General features: G+C 67.1%; 15 protein-coding genes. 3 read left to right on the top strand and 12 right to left on the bottom strand.

The window, feature by feature from the left end:
* Positions 1-258 precede the first annotated feature (258 nt).
* Positions 259-2,322 carry a methyl-accepting chemotaxis protein gene (locus tag DMR_RS00170; RefSeq protein ID WP_012749618.1) on the top strand — a complete coding sequence of 688 codons (2,064 nt, stop codon included), beginning with the start codon at positions 259-261 and terminating at the stop codon, positions 2,320-2,322.
* Positions 2,323-2,445: 123 nt separating this feature from the next.
* On the opposite strand, the gene DMR_RS00165 is transcribed toward DMR_RS00170, so the two are convergent.
* From DMR_RS00165 to ilvD, 9 genes are all read right to left on the bottom strand, one after another.
* Complete coding sequence (locus tag DMR_RS00165) at positions 2,446-3,531, bottom strand: NADH:flavin oxidoreductase/NADH oxidase (protein ID WP_012749617.1); 1,086 nt, start codon at positions 3,529-3,531, stop codon at positions 2,446-2,448.
* A gap of 203 nt (positions 3,532-3,734) precedes the next feature.
* A complete protein-coding gene (locus tag DMR_RS00160; RefSeq protein ID WP_012749616.1) occupies positions 3,735-5,168 on the bottom strand; it encodes a transcription antitermination factor NusB in 1,434 nt (477 codons plus the stop codon).
* Positions 5,165-5,998 (bottom strand): DUF116 domain-containing protein, encoded by an 834-nt coding sequence (locus DMR_RS00155; protein ID WP_043599740.1) that lies wholly within the window; start codon positions 5,996-5,998, stop codon positions 5,165-5,167. Before DMR_RS00155 ends, DMR_RS00160 begins: the two co-directional genes overlap by 4 nt.
* A 117-nt stretch (positions 5,999-6,115) precedes the next feature.
* Positions 6,116-7,078 (bottom strand): methionyl-tRNA formyltransferase, encoded by a 963-nt coding sequence (gene fmt, locus DMR_RS00150; RefSeq protein WP_043599738.1) that lies wholly within the window; start codon positions 7,076-7,078, stop codon positions 6,116-6,118.
* An 8-nt stretch (positions 7,079-7,086) separates the two neighbouring features.
* Positions 7,087-7,611 carry a peptide deformylase gene (def, locus tag DMR_RS00145; RefSeq protein WP_012749613.1) on the bottom strand — a complete coding sequence of 175 codons (525 nt, stop codon included), beginning with the start codon at positions 7,609-7,611 and terminating at the stop codon, positions 7,087-7,089.
* Positions 7,612-7,614: 3 nt separating this feature from the next.
* The gene (gene aspS / locus DMR_RS00140) at positions 7,615-9,420 is read right to left on the bottom strand and encodes an aspartate--tRNA ligase (protein ID WP_043599735.1); all 1,806 of its coding nucleotides are present in this window, start codon (positions 9,418-9,420) and stop codon (positions 7,615-7,617) included.
* Between the two features lie 172 nt (positions 9,421-9,592).
* Positions 9,593-10,858, bottom strand: coding sequence for a histidine--tRNA ligase (hisS, locus tag DMR_RS00135; protein ID WP_012749611.1), 1,266 nt, complete (start codon positions 10,856-10,858; stop codon positions 9,593-9,595).
* A 74-nt stretch (positions 10,859-10,932) separates the two neighbouring features.
* Positions 10,933-11,679, bottom strand: coding sequence for a class I SAM-dependent methyltransferase (locus tag DMR_RS00130; RefSeq protein WP_012749610.1), 747 nt, complete (start codon positions 11,677-11,679; stop codon positions 10,933-10,935).
* A gap of 51 nt (positions 11,680-11,730) precedes the next feature.
* A complete protein-coding gene (gene ilvD, locus DMR_RS00125; protein ID WP_012749609.1) occupies positions 11,731-13,407 on the bottom strand; it encodes a dihydroxy-acid dehydratase in 1,677 nt (558 codons plus the stop codon).
* A gap of 105 nt (positions 13,408-13,512) precedes the next feature.
* On the opposite strand from ilvD, the gene DMR_RS00120 reads away from it, so the two are divergent.
* Positions 13,513-14,529: a glycosyltransferase gene (locus tag DMR_RS00120; protein WP_012749608.1), complete on the top strand. Its 1,017-nt coding sequence runs from the start codon at positions 13,513-13,515 to the stop codon at positions 14,527-14,529.
* A gap of 91 nt (positions 14,530-14,620) precedes the next feature.
* Here the strand turns inward: DMR_RS00120 and DMR_RS00115 are convergent, their stop codons facing one another.
* Positions 14,621-15,898 carry an NAD(P)H-dependent oxidoreductase gene (locus DMR_RS00115; protein WP_043599731.1) on the bottom strand — a complete coding sequence of 426 codons (1,278 nt, stop codon included), beginning with the start codon at positions 15,896-15,898 and terminating at the stop codon, positions 14,621-14,623.
* Between the two features lie 87 nt (positions 15,899-15,985).
* Here DMR_RS00115 and DMR_RS00110 point away from each other — a divergent pair, with 87 nt between their 5' ends.
* The gene (locus DMR_RS00110; RefSeq protein WP_012749606.1) at positions 15,986-16,609 is read left to right on the top strand and encodes a TetR/AcrR family transcriptional regulator; all 624 of its coding nucleotides are present in this window, start codon (positions 15,986-15,988) and stop codon (positions 16,607-16,609) included.
* Between the two features lie 43 nt (positions 16,610-16,652).
* Here the strand turns inward: DMR_RS00110 and DMR_RS00105 are convergent, their stop codons facing one another.
* Positions 16,653-17,288, bottom strand: coding sequence for an ABC-type transport auxiliary lipoprotein family protein (locus DMR_RS00105; RefSeq protein ID WP_012749605.1), 636 nt, complete (start codon positions 17,286-17,288; stop codon positions 16,653-16,655).
* The gene (locus tag DMR_RS00100; RefSeq protein ID WP_012749604.1) at positions 17,285-18,196 is read right to left on the bottom strand and encodes an MlaD family protein; all 912 of its coding nucleotides are present in this window, start codon (positions 18,194-18,196) and stop codon (positions 17,285-17,287) included. Before DMR_RS00100 ends, DMR_RS00105 begins: the two co-directional genes overlap by 4 nt.

The raw sequence follows: 18,196 nt of genomic DNA, 5'->3' as shown, positions 1-18,196 counted from the left end.
CCCGGCAAGGCCATTTCGGTCACGTCCACACCGTTACCTCCCAGCGTCGCACTCGGACCTCGGCGACATGCCTGAGGGGAGGCGTTGCGCGTCACGTTGATACCCCGTTTCAATAATGCCGGCGTGTTGCTATGGCGACAACGACGTGTTACATTTGCCTTACTGAATAGTGTCGCCTATACGTAGCGACGTATCACGCTTTCCACGCCCACTCTCGGCGACAGGTCCGGCGAGCAGTTTTCCGCCAAGGAGCCAACCATGCGCATCGGCATTACCCTCAAAATCATCGTCCTCGTCGTTTCCTCGGTCATCATCTCCAGTCTCGCCATTGTCGTGGCCGGCCGCTTTGCCTTTGAAACCGGCTTTTCCAAGGAGTACGACGACAACATCCAGGCCTTCCAGCGCGTGGGCGCGGACCGGCTGGAATCGCTACGCACCCAGTTTTCCCATCTGGCCCGGGGCCAGGCCGTACGGCCAAACGTCATCAATGGCGTGTCCGGCCCGGACAAGGCACTGCTGTCGCGCCTGGGCCAGGATCTCGTGGGCGTGGGGCAGGCCGGCTTCGTGGTCTTTGCCGACACCGCCGGCACGGTGCTGGCGGCGGCCGGCGAGTCGGCCGACGCGGTCACGGCCCTCAAGGAACGCCTGGCCGACAATGCCGCCGGTCGCGAAACCCTCGGGTTCACGACGGTTTCGGGCAACCGCCTGCCCCTTATGGCCACGGCCCCGGTGCGCAAGGACGGCGCGGTCATCGGCTGCGTGGCCGTCGGGGCCGATCTGGCCGCCAAAAACGCCCTGGTGGACAGCCTCAAGACCATGCTGGGCGTGGAAGCCACGCTCTTTTCCGGGCCAATACGCGTGTCCTCCACCATCACCAACGCCTCCGGCCGGGTCATCGGCACCTCCATCACCGACCAGGACGTCGTCTCGGGCGTGCTGGGGCAGGGCAAGGTCGTCATCAAGCGCCTGACCCTTTTCGACAAGCCCTACATTGCGGCCTACTGGCCCCTGGCCGACGCCGCCGGCAAACCCATGGGCATCGCCTTTGTCGGCAAGGATATGGGAATGCTCGCCGCCTCGCTGGCGGCGGTCAACCGCAACGCCGGCCTCAGCGCCCTGGCCGTTGTGGTGGCCCTTGGCCTCCTGGGCTATCTGGCTTCCAAGGCCTTTACTAAGCCGATCCTGGCCCTGGCCGCCTTTTCCGGGGCCGTGGCGGCGGGACGGCTCAATGAAACCCTCAGCGTGTCCAGCCGCGACGAGGCGGGCGATCTGGCCGATTCGCTGCGGCGCATGGTGGGCACGCTTCGCGACAAGATCACCGAGGCCGAGGCGGCCACCGACACCGCCAGGCAGGAGTCCGAACGGGCCAAGGCAGCCATGGAAGCGGCCGAGGAAGCCCGCCGCCAGGGCGAGGCGGCCCGAAGGGAAGGCATCCTCCACGCCGTGGCCCAGATGGGTTCGGTGGTTTCCGGCGTCACCGAGGCGGCCACGCGACTGCGCGCCCAGATCGACCAGTCGCGCCAGGGGTCGGAGATCCAGACCCGCCGGGTGGCCGAGACGGCCACGGCCATGGAAGAAATGAACGCCACGGTGCTGGAAGTGGCCCAGAACGCCTCCAAGGCCGCCGGCACCACCGACGGGGCCCGGTCCCAGGCCGACCGGGGCGCGGAGATCGTCAGTCAGGCCATGGCCCGCATCGAAGCCGTGCGGCAGCAGGCGCTGACGCTCAAGGCCGACATGGGCAGTCTTGGCGAGCAGGCCACGGCCATCGGGCATATCATCGGCGTCATCAACGACATCGCCGACCAAACCAACCTTTTGGCCCTCAATGCGGCCATTGAAGCCGCCCGGGCCGGCGAGGCCGGTCGCGGCTTCGCCGTGGTGGCCGACGAAGTGCGCAAGCTGGCCGAAAAGACCATGACCGCCACCAAGGAAGTCGGCGCGGCCATAAACGGCATCCAGCAAGGGACCAGCCGCAACATCGGCAATGTGGAGCGGGCCGTGGCCGTCATCGGCGAGGCCACCGACAAGGCGCGTGAATCCGGCGAGGCCCTGGGCGAAATCGTCGGCATGGTGGATTCCGCCTCGGATCAGGTGCGGGCCATCGCCACGGCAACCGAGGAACAATCCTCGGCAACTGAGGAGATCAGCCGTTCCATCGAGGAAATCAACGTCATTTCGGCCGAGACCAGCACGTCCATGGCCGAGGCCGGGCAAGCCGTAGCCGATCTCGACGGCGAGGCGGCGGCGCTGCGCCGGCTCATGGAAGACATGGAAACCGAAGCGCGCGGCACGGCCAAGCCCAAGGCCCTGGGCCGCTAGCGCCCCTGCGCCCCAAATAACAAGGGCCGGGCAGCCGTTGGCTGCCCGGCCCTTGTTATTTGGGGGGTCCAGGGGCCTCAGGCCTCCGGCCGCCGGAGGCCTATTACCCTCTTCACACCCCGCCTATCGGCGGTGAAAGGCGTAGCCATACGGCAAGGGCCAGTCGGGCTGGGCACCCAGGGTTTGGGCGGCGTGCAGGGCCCAGTAGGGGTCATGGAGCATGGCTCGGCCGAGTTGCACCAGATCGGCTTGGCCCGAGGCGATGACGGCTTCGGCCTGGGCCGGTTCGGTGATGAGTCCCACGGCGCTGGTCGCCACGCCGACGCGCTCCCGGACAGCGGCGGCAAAGGGGACCTGATAGCCCGGAGCGGCCGGAATGACGGCGTCGGGGACCAGCCCGCCGCTGCTGACGTCGATGAGATCCACGCCCCGGGCAGCCAGCTCCCGGGCCAGGGCCACCGACTGTTCCAGATCCCAGCCGCCTGGCATCCAGTCCGTGGCCGAAATCCGCGTGAATAACGGCATGCCGCCGGGGATGACTTCGCGGATGGTCGAAGCCGTTTCCAGAGCCAGACGCATACGGCCGGGAAGGTCTCCGCCGTAGGCGTCGTCGCGGACATTGCTCAGGGGTGAGAGGAACTGGTGCAGGAGGTAGCCGTGGGCGGCGTGGAGCTCGACCACGGCGAAGCCGGCGGCCACGGCCCGGCGGGCCGCCTGGACGAAAGCTGCCTTGACGGCCTCGATGCCGGCCGCGTCCAGAGCCTGGGGCGCGGGTTCGTCCGGAGCGAAGGGCAGGGGACTTGGGGCCTGGCAGGACCAGCCGCCTTCTTCGGACGGCCTGATCTTGGACCGGCCTTCCCAGGGCGGCCGGCAACTGGCCTTGCGCCCGGCATGGGCCAGCTGGATGCCAGGCACGGCCCCCAGGCGGCGGATGAAGGCGGCCACCGGGGCCAGGCCGGCGGTGTGGGCGTCGCTCCAAAGGCCCAAGTCGGCCGGGGAAATGCGGCCCTCGGGCATGACCGCCGTGGCCTCGACGAACACCAGGCCCGCGCCGCCAGCGGCCCGGCTGCCCAGATGTACAAGATGCCAATCGTTGGCCAGCCCGTCCCGGCAACTGTACTGGCACATGGGCGAAACCACGATGCGGTTGCGAAGCGTCACGTCCCGGATGGCCAAGGGCGTGAAAAGCTGCGGCGCTTGGCTGGTCATGGACCCTCCTGCGGCGGGAAGAAGCTTTCCCTGCCTTTTAGGACTGCCTACCACGAATCGCGGTGACCGCAAACGGGCCGGGAAGAAACGGCCGACGACCTAGTGTCGCGTCCGCAAAAAGCGCATATGGTGTTTTGTAGTCAACGAGCTAAAACCAATTTTTTTCTTAAAAAATACTATCGTATTTTTTAAGGGATGCGACGCTAGCCGGGTTTTCGCAGCACCGCGCCGTAGAAGGTCTCGCCAAGGACGGGGTCCGGAACGGCCGAGGCCTCGACATCGAGAATCAGATCGTGGCGGCGGCTGCCCAGGCGGTCAATGGCCTTTTCGTTCTCGGCCGGATTGACGGTGCAGGTGATGTAGACCAGCCGTCCCCCTGGGGCGAGGTTGGCGTAGGCGGCCTCCAGCATGGCCCCTTGCAGGCGGGTGAGTCCGGCCAAGTCCTCGGGCTGGCGACGCCATTTGGCGTCGGGACGGCGCGAGAGCACGCCCAGGCCGGAGCAGGGCGCGTCGAGCAGGATGGTTCCGACCGGAGCGCCCAAGGCCATCCTGGTGGCCGAGGCGCGAAAGGCCGGGATGGGCGGCAGGCCCAGGCGGGCGGCCTCGCGGGGCAGACCGGCCAGACGCGCGGCGTGCATGTCGGCGGCAAACACGCGCTTGCCGGCTTCGGCGATGAGCAGGGTCTTGCCGCCGCGTCCGGCGCAGGCGTCGAAGATCGGCTCCGGCCACTCGGGCAGGTCCAGACGGTAGAGCACGTCCTGGGCGGCGGCGGACTGGCGCGACAGCGCGCCGGACGCCAGCAGCTCGGGCAAATTGAGGCCGGCGGCGGCGAAGTCCGTACCGGTGGGCACGGCGATGGTCGGGAAAACGGCGTACAGCGCACCGGGCAGGGCGGCCAGGGCGTTGAACAAGGCCTGGGCCTCGGGCCGGGCGCCGTTGACCCGAAGCCCCAGGGGCGCGGGTTCGGCCTGGGCGGCCAGATGCTGACGGGTTTCGTCCGGGCCGCAAGCGCCGAGCCACAGGGACACGATCCATTCCGGGCAGGAGAAGGCCCGGCTCAAATACACGGCTTCCGAGGGCCGGTCGCGGCGGTAGAAGCCCGGCTCCTCGAACGCGCCGGGATCGGCGGCCACCCGGCGCAGCACGGCGTTGGCCATGCCGGAAAGGCCCTTGCCGCCGGCCTTGCGCACGGCGGAAACGGCCCAGTCCACCGAGGCGTAGGCCGGCACCTTGGCGCAGTGGAGAATCTCGTAGGCGGCCAGCCCAAGAATCCGGCGCACGGCCAGGGGCACGGCGGTCGGGTTTTTCAGGAACTGGGCCAAAATGTAGTCCAAACGGCCGCACAGGCGCAGATAGCCGTAGACCAGCTCCGTGGCCAGGCCCCGGTCGCGAGGGTCCAGGGTGGAATCGGCCAGGGCCACGTCCAGGGCGGCCTGGACGTCCTGTCCCGGGGATTTGGGGCTGGGCAGCACCCGGCCAAGGACGGTGAGGGCAATGCGCCGGGCCGGCGGCAAGGCGCCCGGGTGGCTCGGTTGGCCGGGCTGACCATCGTGGAAAGTCTGGCCCGGCCGGGCGGCGGGCGAGGGCCGATGGGGACGCGGCGGACGCGGCCCCCGGGGCGGGCGCGGCGGGGTCATCGGGCACCGCCGGCGGGCACGAAACGCGACAAACCGGGAAAAGCCTCGAAAAGGGGCGGTTTTTCTTCCGCGCCGGCCAGGAAAAAGCGCAAGGCGGCCTCCAGATGGGGCAGGGCGACCTGGGTGTCCAGGCAGGGGCCGTTTGGCCGGTCGTTGAGCACGCCGTAGACCGGGATGGGGTAGGTGTCCTGGATGCCGCTGGTCAGGTCGCGTTCGCAGGCCACGGCCACGATGAGTTTCGGGCGCTTTTGCACCACGATGCGCCGGGCGATGGTGCCGCCGGTGGCGATGGCGATATGGACGCCGTAGGCCTCGGACAGGGCGATAAGGCCGTCCACCGGACACTGGCCGCAGCGTTTGCAGTTGTTGATGTCGTAGGTGAGCCGTCTGGCGCAGCGCGAGGATTGCAGGCAGTGGGGGAGAAGCACCAGCACCTGCCCGGCGTCATAACGGCCGGCCCGGGCGGCCACGATTTCGTTGTTGACCTTGATAAATGACGCCCGGACCCGGCTTTTGGAGATGTGGAACAGCCGGGCGAAAATGGTCATGAGCGGCAAAAACACCCGGGCCATGACGCCGCGCAGGTGGTCGGACCCCAGAAACGGCCGGCCCAGGGCGACGCTGGCGGCCAGCCCCAGGGTGGCCCACAGCACCAGGACGATGGCGGCGGCGCAAACCAGCCCGAGCAGCCAGGGGGCCAGGGGATGGATGTTGGCCAGGCCGATGGACGGCACGGCCCAGACAAAGGCCAGCACGGCGCACACGGCCAGTCCCGTGCCGCACAAAAGGCCAATGAAAAGCCGTTTTCTCGACGGTTCGCTCCGTTCCACAATGCTCCTACCCCCCTTTTCCCCATTTGGGGGGTCCGGGGGCCTCAGGCCCCCGGCCGCCGGAGGCATCTTCATCTTCTCGCTTATTCCAATTCCATCAATAACTTATTCTAAATATTACTCACCAGGCGGGCCGCACACGGCCATGGCGTCTTCGTCGCATTTGCCGAGGTAGCCGCAAGAGAAGGCCTGGGCGTTCATGGGCCGTTTGCCGGCCGGGATGACTGCCGGCACGAGGTAGACGGCGTCGGCGCAGGCGATGCCGATCTGGCAGTCCATGAGTCCCAGGATGTCGCCGGGCTTGGCTCCGGACGGCAGGGGACAGCCGACCTTGCCGGGCTGGGCGATGATGCGCAGGGCCGGCTTGTCGGCGGCCGGCTTCCAGAAGAAAAAGGCCCCGGGATTGGGGGTCATGGACCGGATATGGTTGTGGACCTCGGCGGCGGGCCGGTTCCAGTCGATCAAGGCCTCGGCCTTGTCGATTTTCTTGGCGTAGGTCACGCGCGTGGCGTCCTGCTCGACCAGGGGCACGCCGCCCTGACGCAGGCGCTTTAAGCAGTGCGTCAGCACGCGCCCGCCAAGGTCGGCCAGTTCGGCCCGAATGGTCCCGGCGGTGTCGTTTATGCCCACGGCCAGGGTGCGCTGCATGACCATGGGGCCGGCGTCCAGGGCCAGGGCCATGCGCATGATGGTGACGCCGGTCAATGTCTCGCCGGCGGCGATGGAGCGCTCGATGGGGGCCGCGCCGCGCCAGGCGGGCAGCAGCGAGGCGTGGACGTTGAGCGGCATCAGCGCCGGCACGTCAAGGACGGCCTGGGGCAGGATCATGCCGTAGGCGGCCACCAGCAGCACGTCGGGCTTGTAGGCGGCAAGGGTGGCCACCTCGGCCGGGTCCTTGAAGGACTCGGGCTGGTGGATGGGCAGGCCGCGCTCCAGGGCGAGCTTCTTGACCGGCCCGAGCAAGCACTTCTTGCCCCGGCCGCAGGGCCGGTCGGGCTGGGTGTAGACGGCGGCCACGGTCACGTCCTGGCTGCCCAGCACATGCTCGAGCACCGTGGCCGCGAACTCCGGCGTGCCCATGAAGACCGCTACGAGTTTGTCTTCTCGGCTGGGGGCGTCTGTGCCCATCGTTTCACCCGCTTGTCGTACATGGCGCGTTTGAGACGGCTGATGCGGTCGATAAACAGCACCCCGTCCAGATGGTCGACCTCGTGCTGGAGGCACACGGCCAAAAGCTCGTCGGCCTCGATAGTCAGGGGCTGACCGGCCAGATCCAGGGCCGTGACCGTGACGTTGGCCGCCCGGCGCACCTTGGTGCGGTAGCTGCGCACGGACAGGCAGCCTTCCTCGTCTTCCTGCTCGCCCGAGGCGGCGGTGATGACGGGGTTGACCAGGGTCATGAGCGCTTCGCGCTTGTCCGGGCCGGACAGGTCGATGACGATGAGGCGAATGGACGCGCCGACCTGGGGCGCGGCCAGGCCGATGCCCTGGTTGGCGTACATGGCTTCGGCCATGCCGGCGGCGAGTTCCCGGATTGCGTCCGTGATCTCGGCCACCGGCTCGGCCTTTTTCGCCAGCACAGGATGCGGATATTTCAGTATTTCAAGGGGCATGGGTCAGGATTGTTCCTTATCCTTGTCGCGCGTGCGCAGTTTGATGCCCAGTTCGCGCAACTGGTTGGTGGACACCTCGCCCGGGGCTTCGGTCATGAGGCACAAGGCCTTCTGGGTCTTGGGGAAGGCGATGACGTCGCGAATGGACTTGGCCCCGGCCAGGATCATGATAAGGCGGTCCAGGCCAAAGGCAATGCCGCCGTGGGGCGGCGCGCCGTACTCCAGGGCGCGCAGCAGGAAGCCGAACTTGTCCTCGGCCTCCTGGGCATCAATGCCCAGCACGGCGAACATGGCCCGCTGGGTCTCGCGGTCGTGGATGCGGATAGAGCCGCCGCCGATCTCGCTGCCGTTAAGGACCAGGTCGTAGGCCCGGGCCAGGGCTTCGCCGGGAGCGGACTCCAGGGTTCCGAGCTGGCCGGGCTGGGGCGAGGTGAAGGGATGGTGGCGGGCCGCCCAGCGCTTGGCCTCGGGATCGTATTCCAGCAGCGGGAAATCGGTGATCCACACCGGGGCGAAGCTGCCCTCGGGGATCATCTCGAAGCGTTCGCCAAGCTGGAGGCGCAGATAGCCCAGGGCGTTGTTGACCATGTCCGACGCACCGGCCTGGAAGAAGACGATGTCGCCGACTTCGAGGCCAAAGGCGTCGGTGAGGCCCTTTTTCTCTTCGTCGCTCAAGAATTTGGCAAAGGGCGACTGCCACTCGTCTTCCTTGATCTTGATCCAGGCCAGACCCTTGGCTCCGTAGATTTTGACGAACTCGGTGAAGTCGTCGATCTCCTTGCGCGACAGGGCCGCGCCGCCGGGCACGCGGATGCCCTTGACCAGCTCGGCCTTGGCAAAGACCTGGAAACCGGAGTTTTTCACGATAGAGGTGACGTCCACGAGTTTCAGGCCAAAGCGGATGTCGGGCTTGTCCAGGCCGTAGTCGCGGATGGCCTCGGCAAAGGGCATGCGCGGGAAGACTTCGGGCAGCACGACGCCGGCGGCCTCGCGGAACATGGTCTTAACCATGGTCTCGGCCATGCCCATGACCTGCTCCTCGTCGACGAAGCTCATCTCGATGTCCACCTGGGTGAACTCGGGCTGGCGGTCGGCGCGCAAGTCCTCGTCGCGAAAGCATTTGACGACCTGATAGTAGCGGTCGAAACCGGCCATCATGAGCAGCTGCTTGAACAGCTGGGGCGACTGGGGCAGGGCGTAGAAGGAGCCGTTGTTGACCCGGCTGGGCACGAGAAAATCGCGCGCGCCCTCGGGGGTGGACTTGGTGAGCACTGGGGTTTCGACTTCCAGGAACCCCAGCTCGTCGAGGTAGCGGCGGATGCTCTGGACGGCCTTGTTGCGCAGGATGAAGTTGGCCGCGAGCTTGGGCCGGCGCAGGTCAAGGTAGCGGTACTTGAGCCGCAGCATCTCGGAGGCGTCGATGCGATCCTCGATGGGGAAGGGCGGCGTGGCGGCGGTGTTGAGGAGCTTGAACTCGTGGACTTCCACCTCGATCTCGCCGGTGGGCATATTGGGATTGGCCATGCCCTCGGGGCGGGCGCGCACCCGGCCCTTGACGGCCAGGACGTATTCCGTGCGCAGCACATGGGCGCGCTCCAGCTCGGCCTGGCTGGCCTCGGGGCAAAAGACCACCTGGGTGAGGCCGCCCCGGTCGCGCAGGTCGATGAAAATGAGCCCGCCGTGGTCGCGGCGGAACTGGGCCCAGCCCATGAGGCAGACTTCGCTGCCGACGTCGGAAGCCGTCAACGCGCCGCAATCGTGGCTGCGCCGCCAATCGCCCATGGTGTCCAGGGCCGTGGTCTCGCTCATATCGTGTGATCCTTTTTTAATGTGGGGAAAAACTTTTTGATAAAAGTTTTTCCCCACACCCCTTTTCAAAAACTTTCAATAGGTTGTCGCTTGTCCCAAGACTGCGGTAGCCCCTTTCGGGGGTCCGGGGGGATGATCCCCCCGGCGGGGCTTGGGGCAGAGCCCCAATCTTCTAATCTTCCTGCCCGGCGACCAGCCGCGCCCGCAGGTGGGCGGGGAGGATGTCCTGGCTGACCGTTTCCTGGCCGCCGGCCCGCATGTTCTTGACCACCACCGTGCCGGCGGCCAGTTCATCGGAACCCAGCACCAGGCAAAAGGCCGCGCCGGATTTGTCGGCGGCGCGCATCTGGCTTTTGGCGCTCTTGGCGGCGTAGGGCGCTTCGCCAGAAAAGCCGGCGGCGCGCAACTCCTGGGCCAGGAGCAGGCCGCGTTCCAGGCCAATGGCGTCCAGGACCACCAGGGCGAAATCCGGGGCCGGCTCGGCCTTTTTGTCGATGAGAAGGGCCAGGCGCTCCATGCCGCAGGCAAAGCCCACGCCCGGCACGTCCGGGCCGCCGATGGAGTGAACCAGCCCGTCGTAGCGGCCGCCGCCGGCCACCGACGACTGGGAGCCGATGTCGCCGGAGACGATCTCGAAAGTGGTGCGCACGTAGTAATCCAGGCCGCGCACCAGGCGGGGATTGAGCGTATAGGCCAGTCCCGCGCCGTCGAGCACCCGGCGCACGGCGGCGAAGTGGTCGGCGCAATCCGGGCAGAGGTGGTCGGTGATTTTGGGCGCGTCGGCGGTGAATTCCTTGCACTGGGGCACCTTGCAGTCGAGCACCCGCAGGGGGTTGCTGAGCTTGCGGCGCATGCAGTCCTCGCAGAGCTGCTCCTTGTGCATGCCTTTGAGGAATTCGCGCAGGGTATCGAGAAAGATTGGGCGGCAGGCCTTGCAGCCGAGCGAATTGAGTTCGATGACGAGATTTTTGAGGCCCAGCGCCCGCAGGTACTGGTCCAGCATGAGCAGCACCTCGGCGTCCAGCAGCGCGTCGGGCGAGCCTACGGCCTCCACGTCGATCTGGTGGAACTGGCGCATGCGGCCCTTTTGGGGCCGTTCGTAGCGGAACATCGGGCCGTAGGCGAAATACTTGGCCAGCCCCTCGGAAGCGCGGCCATCCTCGACCAGGGCGCGCATGACGCCGGCCGTGGCTTCGGGGCGCAGCGTCAGCGAGCGGCCCTTGCGATCCGGGAAGGTGTACATTTCCTTTTGGACCACGTCGGTCTCTTCGCCGATGGAGCGGCAGAAAAGTTCGGTGCGTTCCAGCACCGGCACACGCAGTTCCTTGTAGCCGTAGCGGGAAAACACCTGTCGGGCGGTTTCCTCGATAAAGGAAAAGACCGTGGAATCGGGCGGAAAAAGATCGGCAAAGCCCTTAATTTTCTGTATTTTATCCATGAAATCCGCCGGGGTGGAAGGTTCTTCGCGCAGGTCAAAAAGACAGGCTAGCTTAGATGAGCGAGCCGGCGTTGTCAAAAGCCGGGCTGGCAGCCGGCGCAGACCCCGGCCCGAAATGCCGGCAAGGGCGTCACCACCGGCTCCCGGGTAAGGCTCACGGCGCAGGCGCACACGGCCCCAACCGGCAAGGGCAGCATCCAGGAATTGAGCTGCCGCCAGGGCGTGGCCTCGCGCCAGGTGGACTTGGGGCCAACCAGCACAGACCCCATCCGCAGGGGCCTTGGGCCGAGGTTTTGGCGCACCAGCCGCGACAGGCCCCAGGGCGTGAACCAGCAGGCGTGGCGCAACAGCTTGCCCGTGGTCCCGGGCCACAGCTTGCAGGAGAGGCCATAGCACGAGGCGCGGTTCAAAAACCCCACCAGCACGGCCTTGCGGGCCACCCGGGCGGCCTCGCGCAGCACCAGCCCGGGGTCGGGGCAGAATTCCAGCACGGTGAGCAGCACCGCGAAATCGAACTGCTTGTCGTCAAAGGGCAGATGCCCGGCATCGCCCAGGTGCAGATCGGCCTTGGCGCCCAGGCGCACCCGGGCCTCTTCGAGCATGTGGGGCGAGGCGTCCAGTCCCGTGACGTCGAAGCCGGCCTGATGCAGGGCGTCCAGAAAGACGCCCGTGCCGCAGCCGATTTCCAGCAGCCGCTGGCCCCGGCGCGGCCAGGCCGCGGTCATGCGCTCCAACAGGCGCATCTCGCGGCCCAGGGCAAAGGCCCCCGGGCCGGTCTGGAACCAGGCGTCATAGCGCCGGGCGGTTTCCTTGTCCCACATGCTCCCTCGCAGTCGCCCCGGTGGCGATGGGATATAAGGCGGGCAGGGGGCCTATTTCGCCGCCGGGTCCTTGTAGACCGCGCCTTGGGCGGCGGACTTGACCAGGGAGGCATAGCGCCGCAACAGCGGCGATTCGATGACTTTCTCGGGTGCGACCACTGAGGCCCGGCGCGCTTCCAGTTCGGCCGCGTCCACCAGGACGTCGAGCTTGCGGCCCGGAATGTCCACCTCGATCCTGTCGCCGTCGCGGATAAGCGCGATGGGGCCGCCCTCGGCCGCCTCCGGAGAGACGTGGCCGATGGCCGCGCCGCGCGTGCCGCCGCTGAACCGGCCGTCGGTGATAAGGGCCACGGTTTCCCCAAGGCCCATGCCCATGATGTTGGAGGTGGGCGAGAGCATCTCGCGCATCCCCGGGCCGCCTTGAGGGCCTTCGTAGCGGATGACCACCACGTCGCCGGCCTTGATCTCGCCGCCGAGAATGGCTTTGTTGGCCGCTTCCTCGCTGTCGAACACCCGGGCCGGGCCGGTGTGGCGCATCATGGCCGGGGCCACAGCCGACTGCTTGACCACCGCGCCGTCCGGAGCCAGGCTGCCGCGCAGGATGGCGATGCCGCCTTCGTTGGCGTAAGGCTCCTTGGCCCGGATGACGTCGAAGTTTTTGACCCGTGCCTTGAGGTCGGTGAGGTTCTCGCCGAGCGTCTTGCCGGTGGCGGTCATGACGTCGAGATGGAGAAGCCCCCGCTTGGCCAGCTCGGACATGACGGCCGGAATGCCGCCGGCCCGCTCCAGGTCGTCGAGATAGTGCTTGCCGGCCGGAGACAGCTTGCACAAATTGGGGGTCTTGCGCGAGACGGCGTCGAAGATGTCCAGGGTGAGCGGCAGCCCGGCCTCGGCAAAGACCGCCGGCAGGTGCAGCACGGTGTTGGTGGAGCAGCCCAGGGCCATGTCCATGGTCACGGCGTTTTCGATGCTCTTGGCCGTGACGATGTCCCGGGGGCGGATGTTTTTTTCCAGCAGGTCCATGACCCGCATGCCGGCCGTCTTGGCCAGGCGCACCCGTTTGGCCGACACGGCCGGGATGGTGCCGTTGCCGGGAAGCCCCAGGCCCACGGACTCGGACAGGCAGTTCATGGAGTTGGCCGTGAACATGCCCGAACACGAGCCGCAGCCCGGACAGGCGTTTTCCTCCAGCTCTTCCAGCTGATCCTCGTTAATGGCCCCGCGCTTGAACTTGCCCACGGCCTCGAACACGTCGATAAGGTCGAAGCTGCCCTCGGAGGTGGTTCCGGCCAGCATCGGCCCGCCGCTGACGATGACGGCCGGGATGTTGAGCCGCAGCATGGCCATGAGCATCCCGGGCACGACCTTGTCGCAGTTAGGGATGCACACCAGGGCGTCAAAGGGATGAGCGCTGGCCATGATCTCGATGGAGTCGGCGATGATCTCACGGCTGACCAGGGAAAAGTGCATGCCGGCGTGGTTCATGGCCAAGCCGTCGCACACGCCGATGACCGGGAAGGTCATGGGCGTGCCGCCGGCCAGACGGATGCCGGCCTTGACCGCTTCGGCGATGGTGTTCAAATGGATGTGGCCGGGCACGACTTCGTTGGCGGAATTGACGACGCCGATAAGCGGGCGGCGCATTTCTTCCTTGGTCAGGCCCAGGGCGTAGAGCAATGAACGGTGAGGGGCTTTTTCAAGCCCGGATTTGAAAAGCGAGCTGCGCATGACGATGTCCTTGGCGGAGGGTTGTCCGGCTTTCGGCCGCGACCCCAAGTTTCCCACATTCACCGGCCGGCTGGCAAGCGCCCGGCCCTGAGGCCCGTATCGCCCATGCGCATCGTCACCCTGCACCACATGGGCTTTGCCGCCATCTTGCGCAAGCTCGGCCACGACGTGCTGACCATAAGCGGCACGGCAAGCGCCGACGTGCGCCTGACCGAACCGCTCACCGCCTCGAAATTCCTGAAAGTCCTGGCTGCGCGAGGCTTCAAGCCCGATCTCGTGCTGTGGTACGACGCCTGCCAGCCGCCCTGGGTGTTCGGCTTCGAGCGCCTGCCCTCGGTGGTCATCGGCTATTCCGTGGACCAGTACATGCACCCCTGGCACGTGCCCTACAGCGCCGCCTTCGACGCCGTGCTGGTGGCCCAGAAGGATTATCTGCCGCTGTTCACCAACGCGGCGACCGGCCGGCCGGCCCAGTGGCTGCCGCTTTTCTGCGATCCGGCCAAGGACATCGACTCGGGAGGCGAGCGCGACATCCCGGTGTCGTTTGTCGGCACCCTCGGCGGCGCGGCCAACCCTGGGCGCAAGCCGTTTCTCGACGCCTTCAAGGCCGCCGCGCCGCTTTTTTGCAAGCAGGGTGCGTACGCTCCCATCTTCGGGCGCAGCCGGATCGTGCTCAACCAAAGCGCGGCCGGCGAGCTCAATTTCCGCCTGTTCGAGGCCATGGCCTGCGGCGCGGCCGTGCTCACCGAGGAAACCGGCAACGGCCTGACTGAACTCTTCACCCCCGGCACCGACGTCCTGACCTACCCCCGTGGCAACGCCGTCCAGGCCGCCGCCACGGCCAATGCCGCCCTGGCCGACCCGGCCGCCTTGGCCGCCCTGGCCGCTGCCGGCAAACGCCAGGTGCTGGCCAACCACACCCTGGTGCAACGCGCCCGGCACATCCTCGCCCTGGCCGAGGAACTGGCCGCCGCCGGCGCGCCGGCCAGACGGCTGGCCGCCATAAGCGCCGTGGACCGTGAACTGCGCAAAGCCTACGCCATGCTCGCCACCGACGAACATCTGCCGCTGCCGCTGGAGGTGCGGGAGATGTTTCTGAGGATGGCGGGGGGATTGCCGTAGGAGAAGATGCCTCCGGCGGCCGGGGGCCTGAGGCCCCCGGACCCCCCGAATGAGTGAAGGGGAGGGCGGTATTGAGGCGGGGTGCGGTGAATTACGACGAAGCGCCGGGCACGGCATAGGGCCGGGCCAGGGCGTCCCTGACGGCGTCCTTGCCGGCAAGCGCCTTTTGCCAGCCCCGGTCGGCCATCCATTGGTAGACCCGGTCCGGCAGGGGGCAGGGGACCAGAATGTCGCCGGTCTGGGCCAGATCCGGCGGCGGCGGCGACAAGAGCAGCGCCGCCTTGGCCTCCAGGGCACGCCGCGCGGTCGTGCTCAGGAAGCCAAAAGACGAAAGCGGCCGGCCCTCGTACATGCCGCCGCCGCCCACGCCCACGCCGCCAAGCCAGGCAAAACCCGCCTGCCGGGCGAACAACCGACACATGGCCAACGGCGCGTCGCAGTTGACCGGCTCGGGAAACCCGCAATTGGCCACGGCGAAAAATGCTTGCGGCCGATCCGGCGCGATCTCGCGGCGATAGGCGCAAAGGCGTTCCAGTACCTCCACTGCCGCGCCGGGGATGGCGTCGGCATAGACCGGAAACGACAGATACGCGGCGTCGGCCTCGCCCAGCGCCTCGGCCAGGGCCACGAACGCCTCTTCATCCTGCCGGGCGGCCGCCAAGGAAAACGGCCGCACCACCGCCCCATGCCTCGTCAGCCAATCCTGCACATGGTTTGCCAGCGTCGCCGAGACCCCGCCGCGCGGCTTGGGCGAACCAACCAACGCCACGATTAAACGCGGCCGGGCGTCGGGCTGTACAGCATCGCTCAACACCGACCGGACCACGGCAGCGGCCCCGGCCTCGCCGTCAGCACGGCATGCCACACCCGCCCCGTGCCTGGGCGAACGCATGTTGGCCGCGTTGCGGGCCACAAGGCTACAAAAGAGCTGCGCCGATTCCGGGTCGCGTTCGACGGTCAGGCCTATGCCGTACAGGGCCGGCACGGCCGGATAGCGGTTGGGATGGCGCGAGCGCCCGTCGACCTTGGAGAAGTAAGGCAGCAAATTGGGCAGCACCGCCCGTTCCATGGCCAGCCGCAACCCCGGCGCATGGCCACCCAAAACCACAGGCGTCAGCAGGACGAGCGACGTGCTGCCAGCAATGGCCGCCGACAAACCCAGACCGTCGTCGGCCATACAGCACTGGCCCGGCGTTTTGGTCCAACAGGAAAAACAACCCCGGCACGACGGCAAGCCTGACGACGGGATGGACACGAACCGACACGACACGCCCCTGGACGCCGCTTCGCCTTGCACAGCCTTACGCAGCGCCTCGCCGACTTCGCCCGCCGCGCCCAGGGCATCGAGCACCAGCCAGTTTTCGGCCATGACCCCTCCTTCGTCTTCGGGTCCCTGATAATTTTTCATGTAGACAGCGTCAACATTTTTTGTTGCTTTAGCCCCAAGGGGAACCCAATGGCCCAAGACGACTATCATCATGGAAATTTGCGCCAGGCGCTTTTGGATGCCGGGGAAAAACTGCTGGAGACCGAGGGCGTGGCCGGGCTTAGCATGCGCGCCCTGGCCCGGGCCACCGGGGTGAGCCACGCCGCGCCGTACCGGCATTTCGCCGACAAGGCCGATCTCTTGGCCGCCCTGGCGGCGCGTGGCTTCGCCCGGTTGGCCGAGACCCTTGTCGCCGTGGCCGCCGCCCATGGGCACGATCCGCAACGGGAATATCTGGTCGCCTGTCGGCGCTATATGGAACTGGGCATGGATGCGCCGGCCATGTACCGGCTGATGTTTGGCCAGCAGCAACCAGGCGTCGGCGATCAGCCGGAACTGGCCCAGGCCGGACAAGCCGCCTATGAGGCCTTGCTTGGGGCCATGGCCCGGGGCAGGGCGGCGGGAACCCTTGGTGAGGTGGATGACGAAGCCAAGGCCACGGCCGTGTGGTCCATGGTCCACGGGGTCACGGAGCTGGCCATCAGCGGGCGTCTGGAGCCTTGCGCCGGGGATCGGCTGGAGATTTTGGCCCTGGGCGAGCAGATGTGTTCGCTGCTGCTTTCCGGTCTGGCTGCGCGGGAGCGCGCGACCTGAGGCCACGCGCTCCCGCGCCGTTGTCGTGTCGCGTCCTGGAGCGCTATTGCCGCTCCACGGCCTTCTCGAGCTTGGGCAACCCCTGATCCATCCAGACCACCACCTTGGGCACGACCCGGCCCAGGGCGTCGGACGCGGCGGCGGCGATGGTCGATCCCTTGAAGTCGGTCAGCGGCGCGTAGGCGTTGAATTCGCCCGAAGACAACCGCGTGCCCATGTCCTTGCTCCACAGGTCGAGCCGCAGGGACACCACGAACCGGCCACCGTCGGTATAGTCGACGTTGAAGGCGGTGAGTTCGCCGGACAGCACGGCCGAGCGGTCCACACGGGGCTGATAGTCCACGGGGGTCACGGCCGAGGACTGGCACTCCAGTCCCTGGCGCAGGGCGGCGCCGACAACGTCCTGGGGCGCCCCTTCCCAGTAATACTGCAGGCTGGCGGTCAGCACGTTGTTCTGGGCCGTCATGACCGATGTGCGGTCAAGGTTTTCCATGGTCTTCAGCGGCTTGAAGGCGATGGGCAGCCGGTGTTGCTGGCTGGCCGAACCCGGGCAGGGGGTTTCGCCCAGGGCCACGCGCAGATAGCGCTGTTCGGGCGGCGGCTTGCCGAAGCAGCCGGCCAGGGACACGGCCAAAAGCCCGGTCAGGGCCACACGTCCGAGAAGGGAAAGGCATTTCATCGAGCTGGTCCTGATGGCGGCCGCAAGAGTTCCCAGGGCCGCTCCCGCAAACGGGAAGCCAGCTCCCGGACCTCGCGGCTCGTCCGGTTGAGGTTGCGCAAAATTTCTTCGAGCTGTTCCTGATCGTAGTTAAATCCCTGGCGCACGTCGCTGGTCAGCCCGCCGACGTGCTCGGCCTGGGTCCGAAAGGTGGCCAGGGTCTTGGTCAACTCGCCTTCCACGGTGGTTACGACCTTGTCCATGCGCTTAAGCGACGCGTCCAGGGTCTCGGCCGCCTTGCCGCCCTTGGCCGAGAGCGCTTCCCAGTTGCGGCGAAAGTCGTTGGCCGCCAGGCGCAGGTCTTCCACCAACCGGGGCGTGCCTTCCAGGGCTTTTTTCAGGGATTCGGTGTTCTCGGGCGTAAAGAGCAGACTGATGTTCTCAGCGATTTCGTTTATTTTCGGGCGGATGTCGTCGAGCATCTCGCCAGCCTTAGCCGCCAACTCCTGCACGTCCATGGTGGTGATGGCCGGAATGGCCGCGCCTGGGACAATCTTCTCCCCGGGCTGGCCGCGCAGTTCCAGCAGCACGTAGTAGTCGCCCACCAGCCCTTTCTGGGCGATACGGGCCACGGTCCCGCCAAAAAGCGGAAATCCTTGGTGAATCGCCACGGTGACGCCGATATAGCGGGGATCGTTGACATCCAGGGTGATGTCCTCGACCCGGCCCACGTCCAGGCCGGCGTACTTGACCGGCCGGCCCCGGCTCAAATCCTTGATGGCCGTGAAACGGATCAGGTAGTGGTCGTACTTCACCCAGAACCAGTTGCCGCCCAGCACCACCATGAAGCCGCCGAGAATGACCAGCCCCAGGGCCAGCGCCCCGGCCGCCTTGAGATAGTCCGAACGGCTGGCCTTGGCCGTCAGCAT

The organism is Solidesulfovibrio magneticus RS-1, assembly GCF_000010665.1.
Classification (GTDB): domain Bacteria; phylum Desulfobacterota; class Desulfovibrionia; order Desulfovibrionales; family Desulfovibrionaceae; genus Solidesulfovibrio; species Solidesulfovibrio magneticus.
Note: the sequence above shows the minus strand (reverse complement) of the source record. Positions and strands in the feature narration are given on the sequence as shown.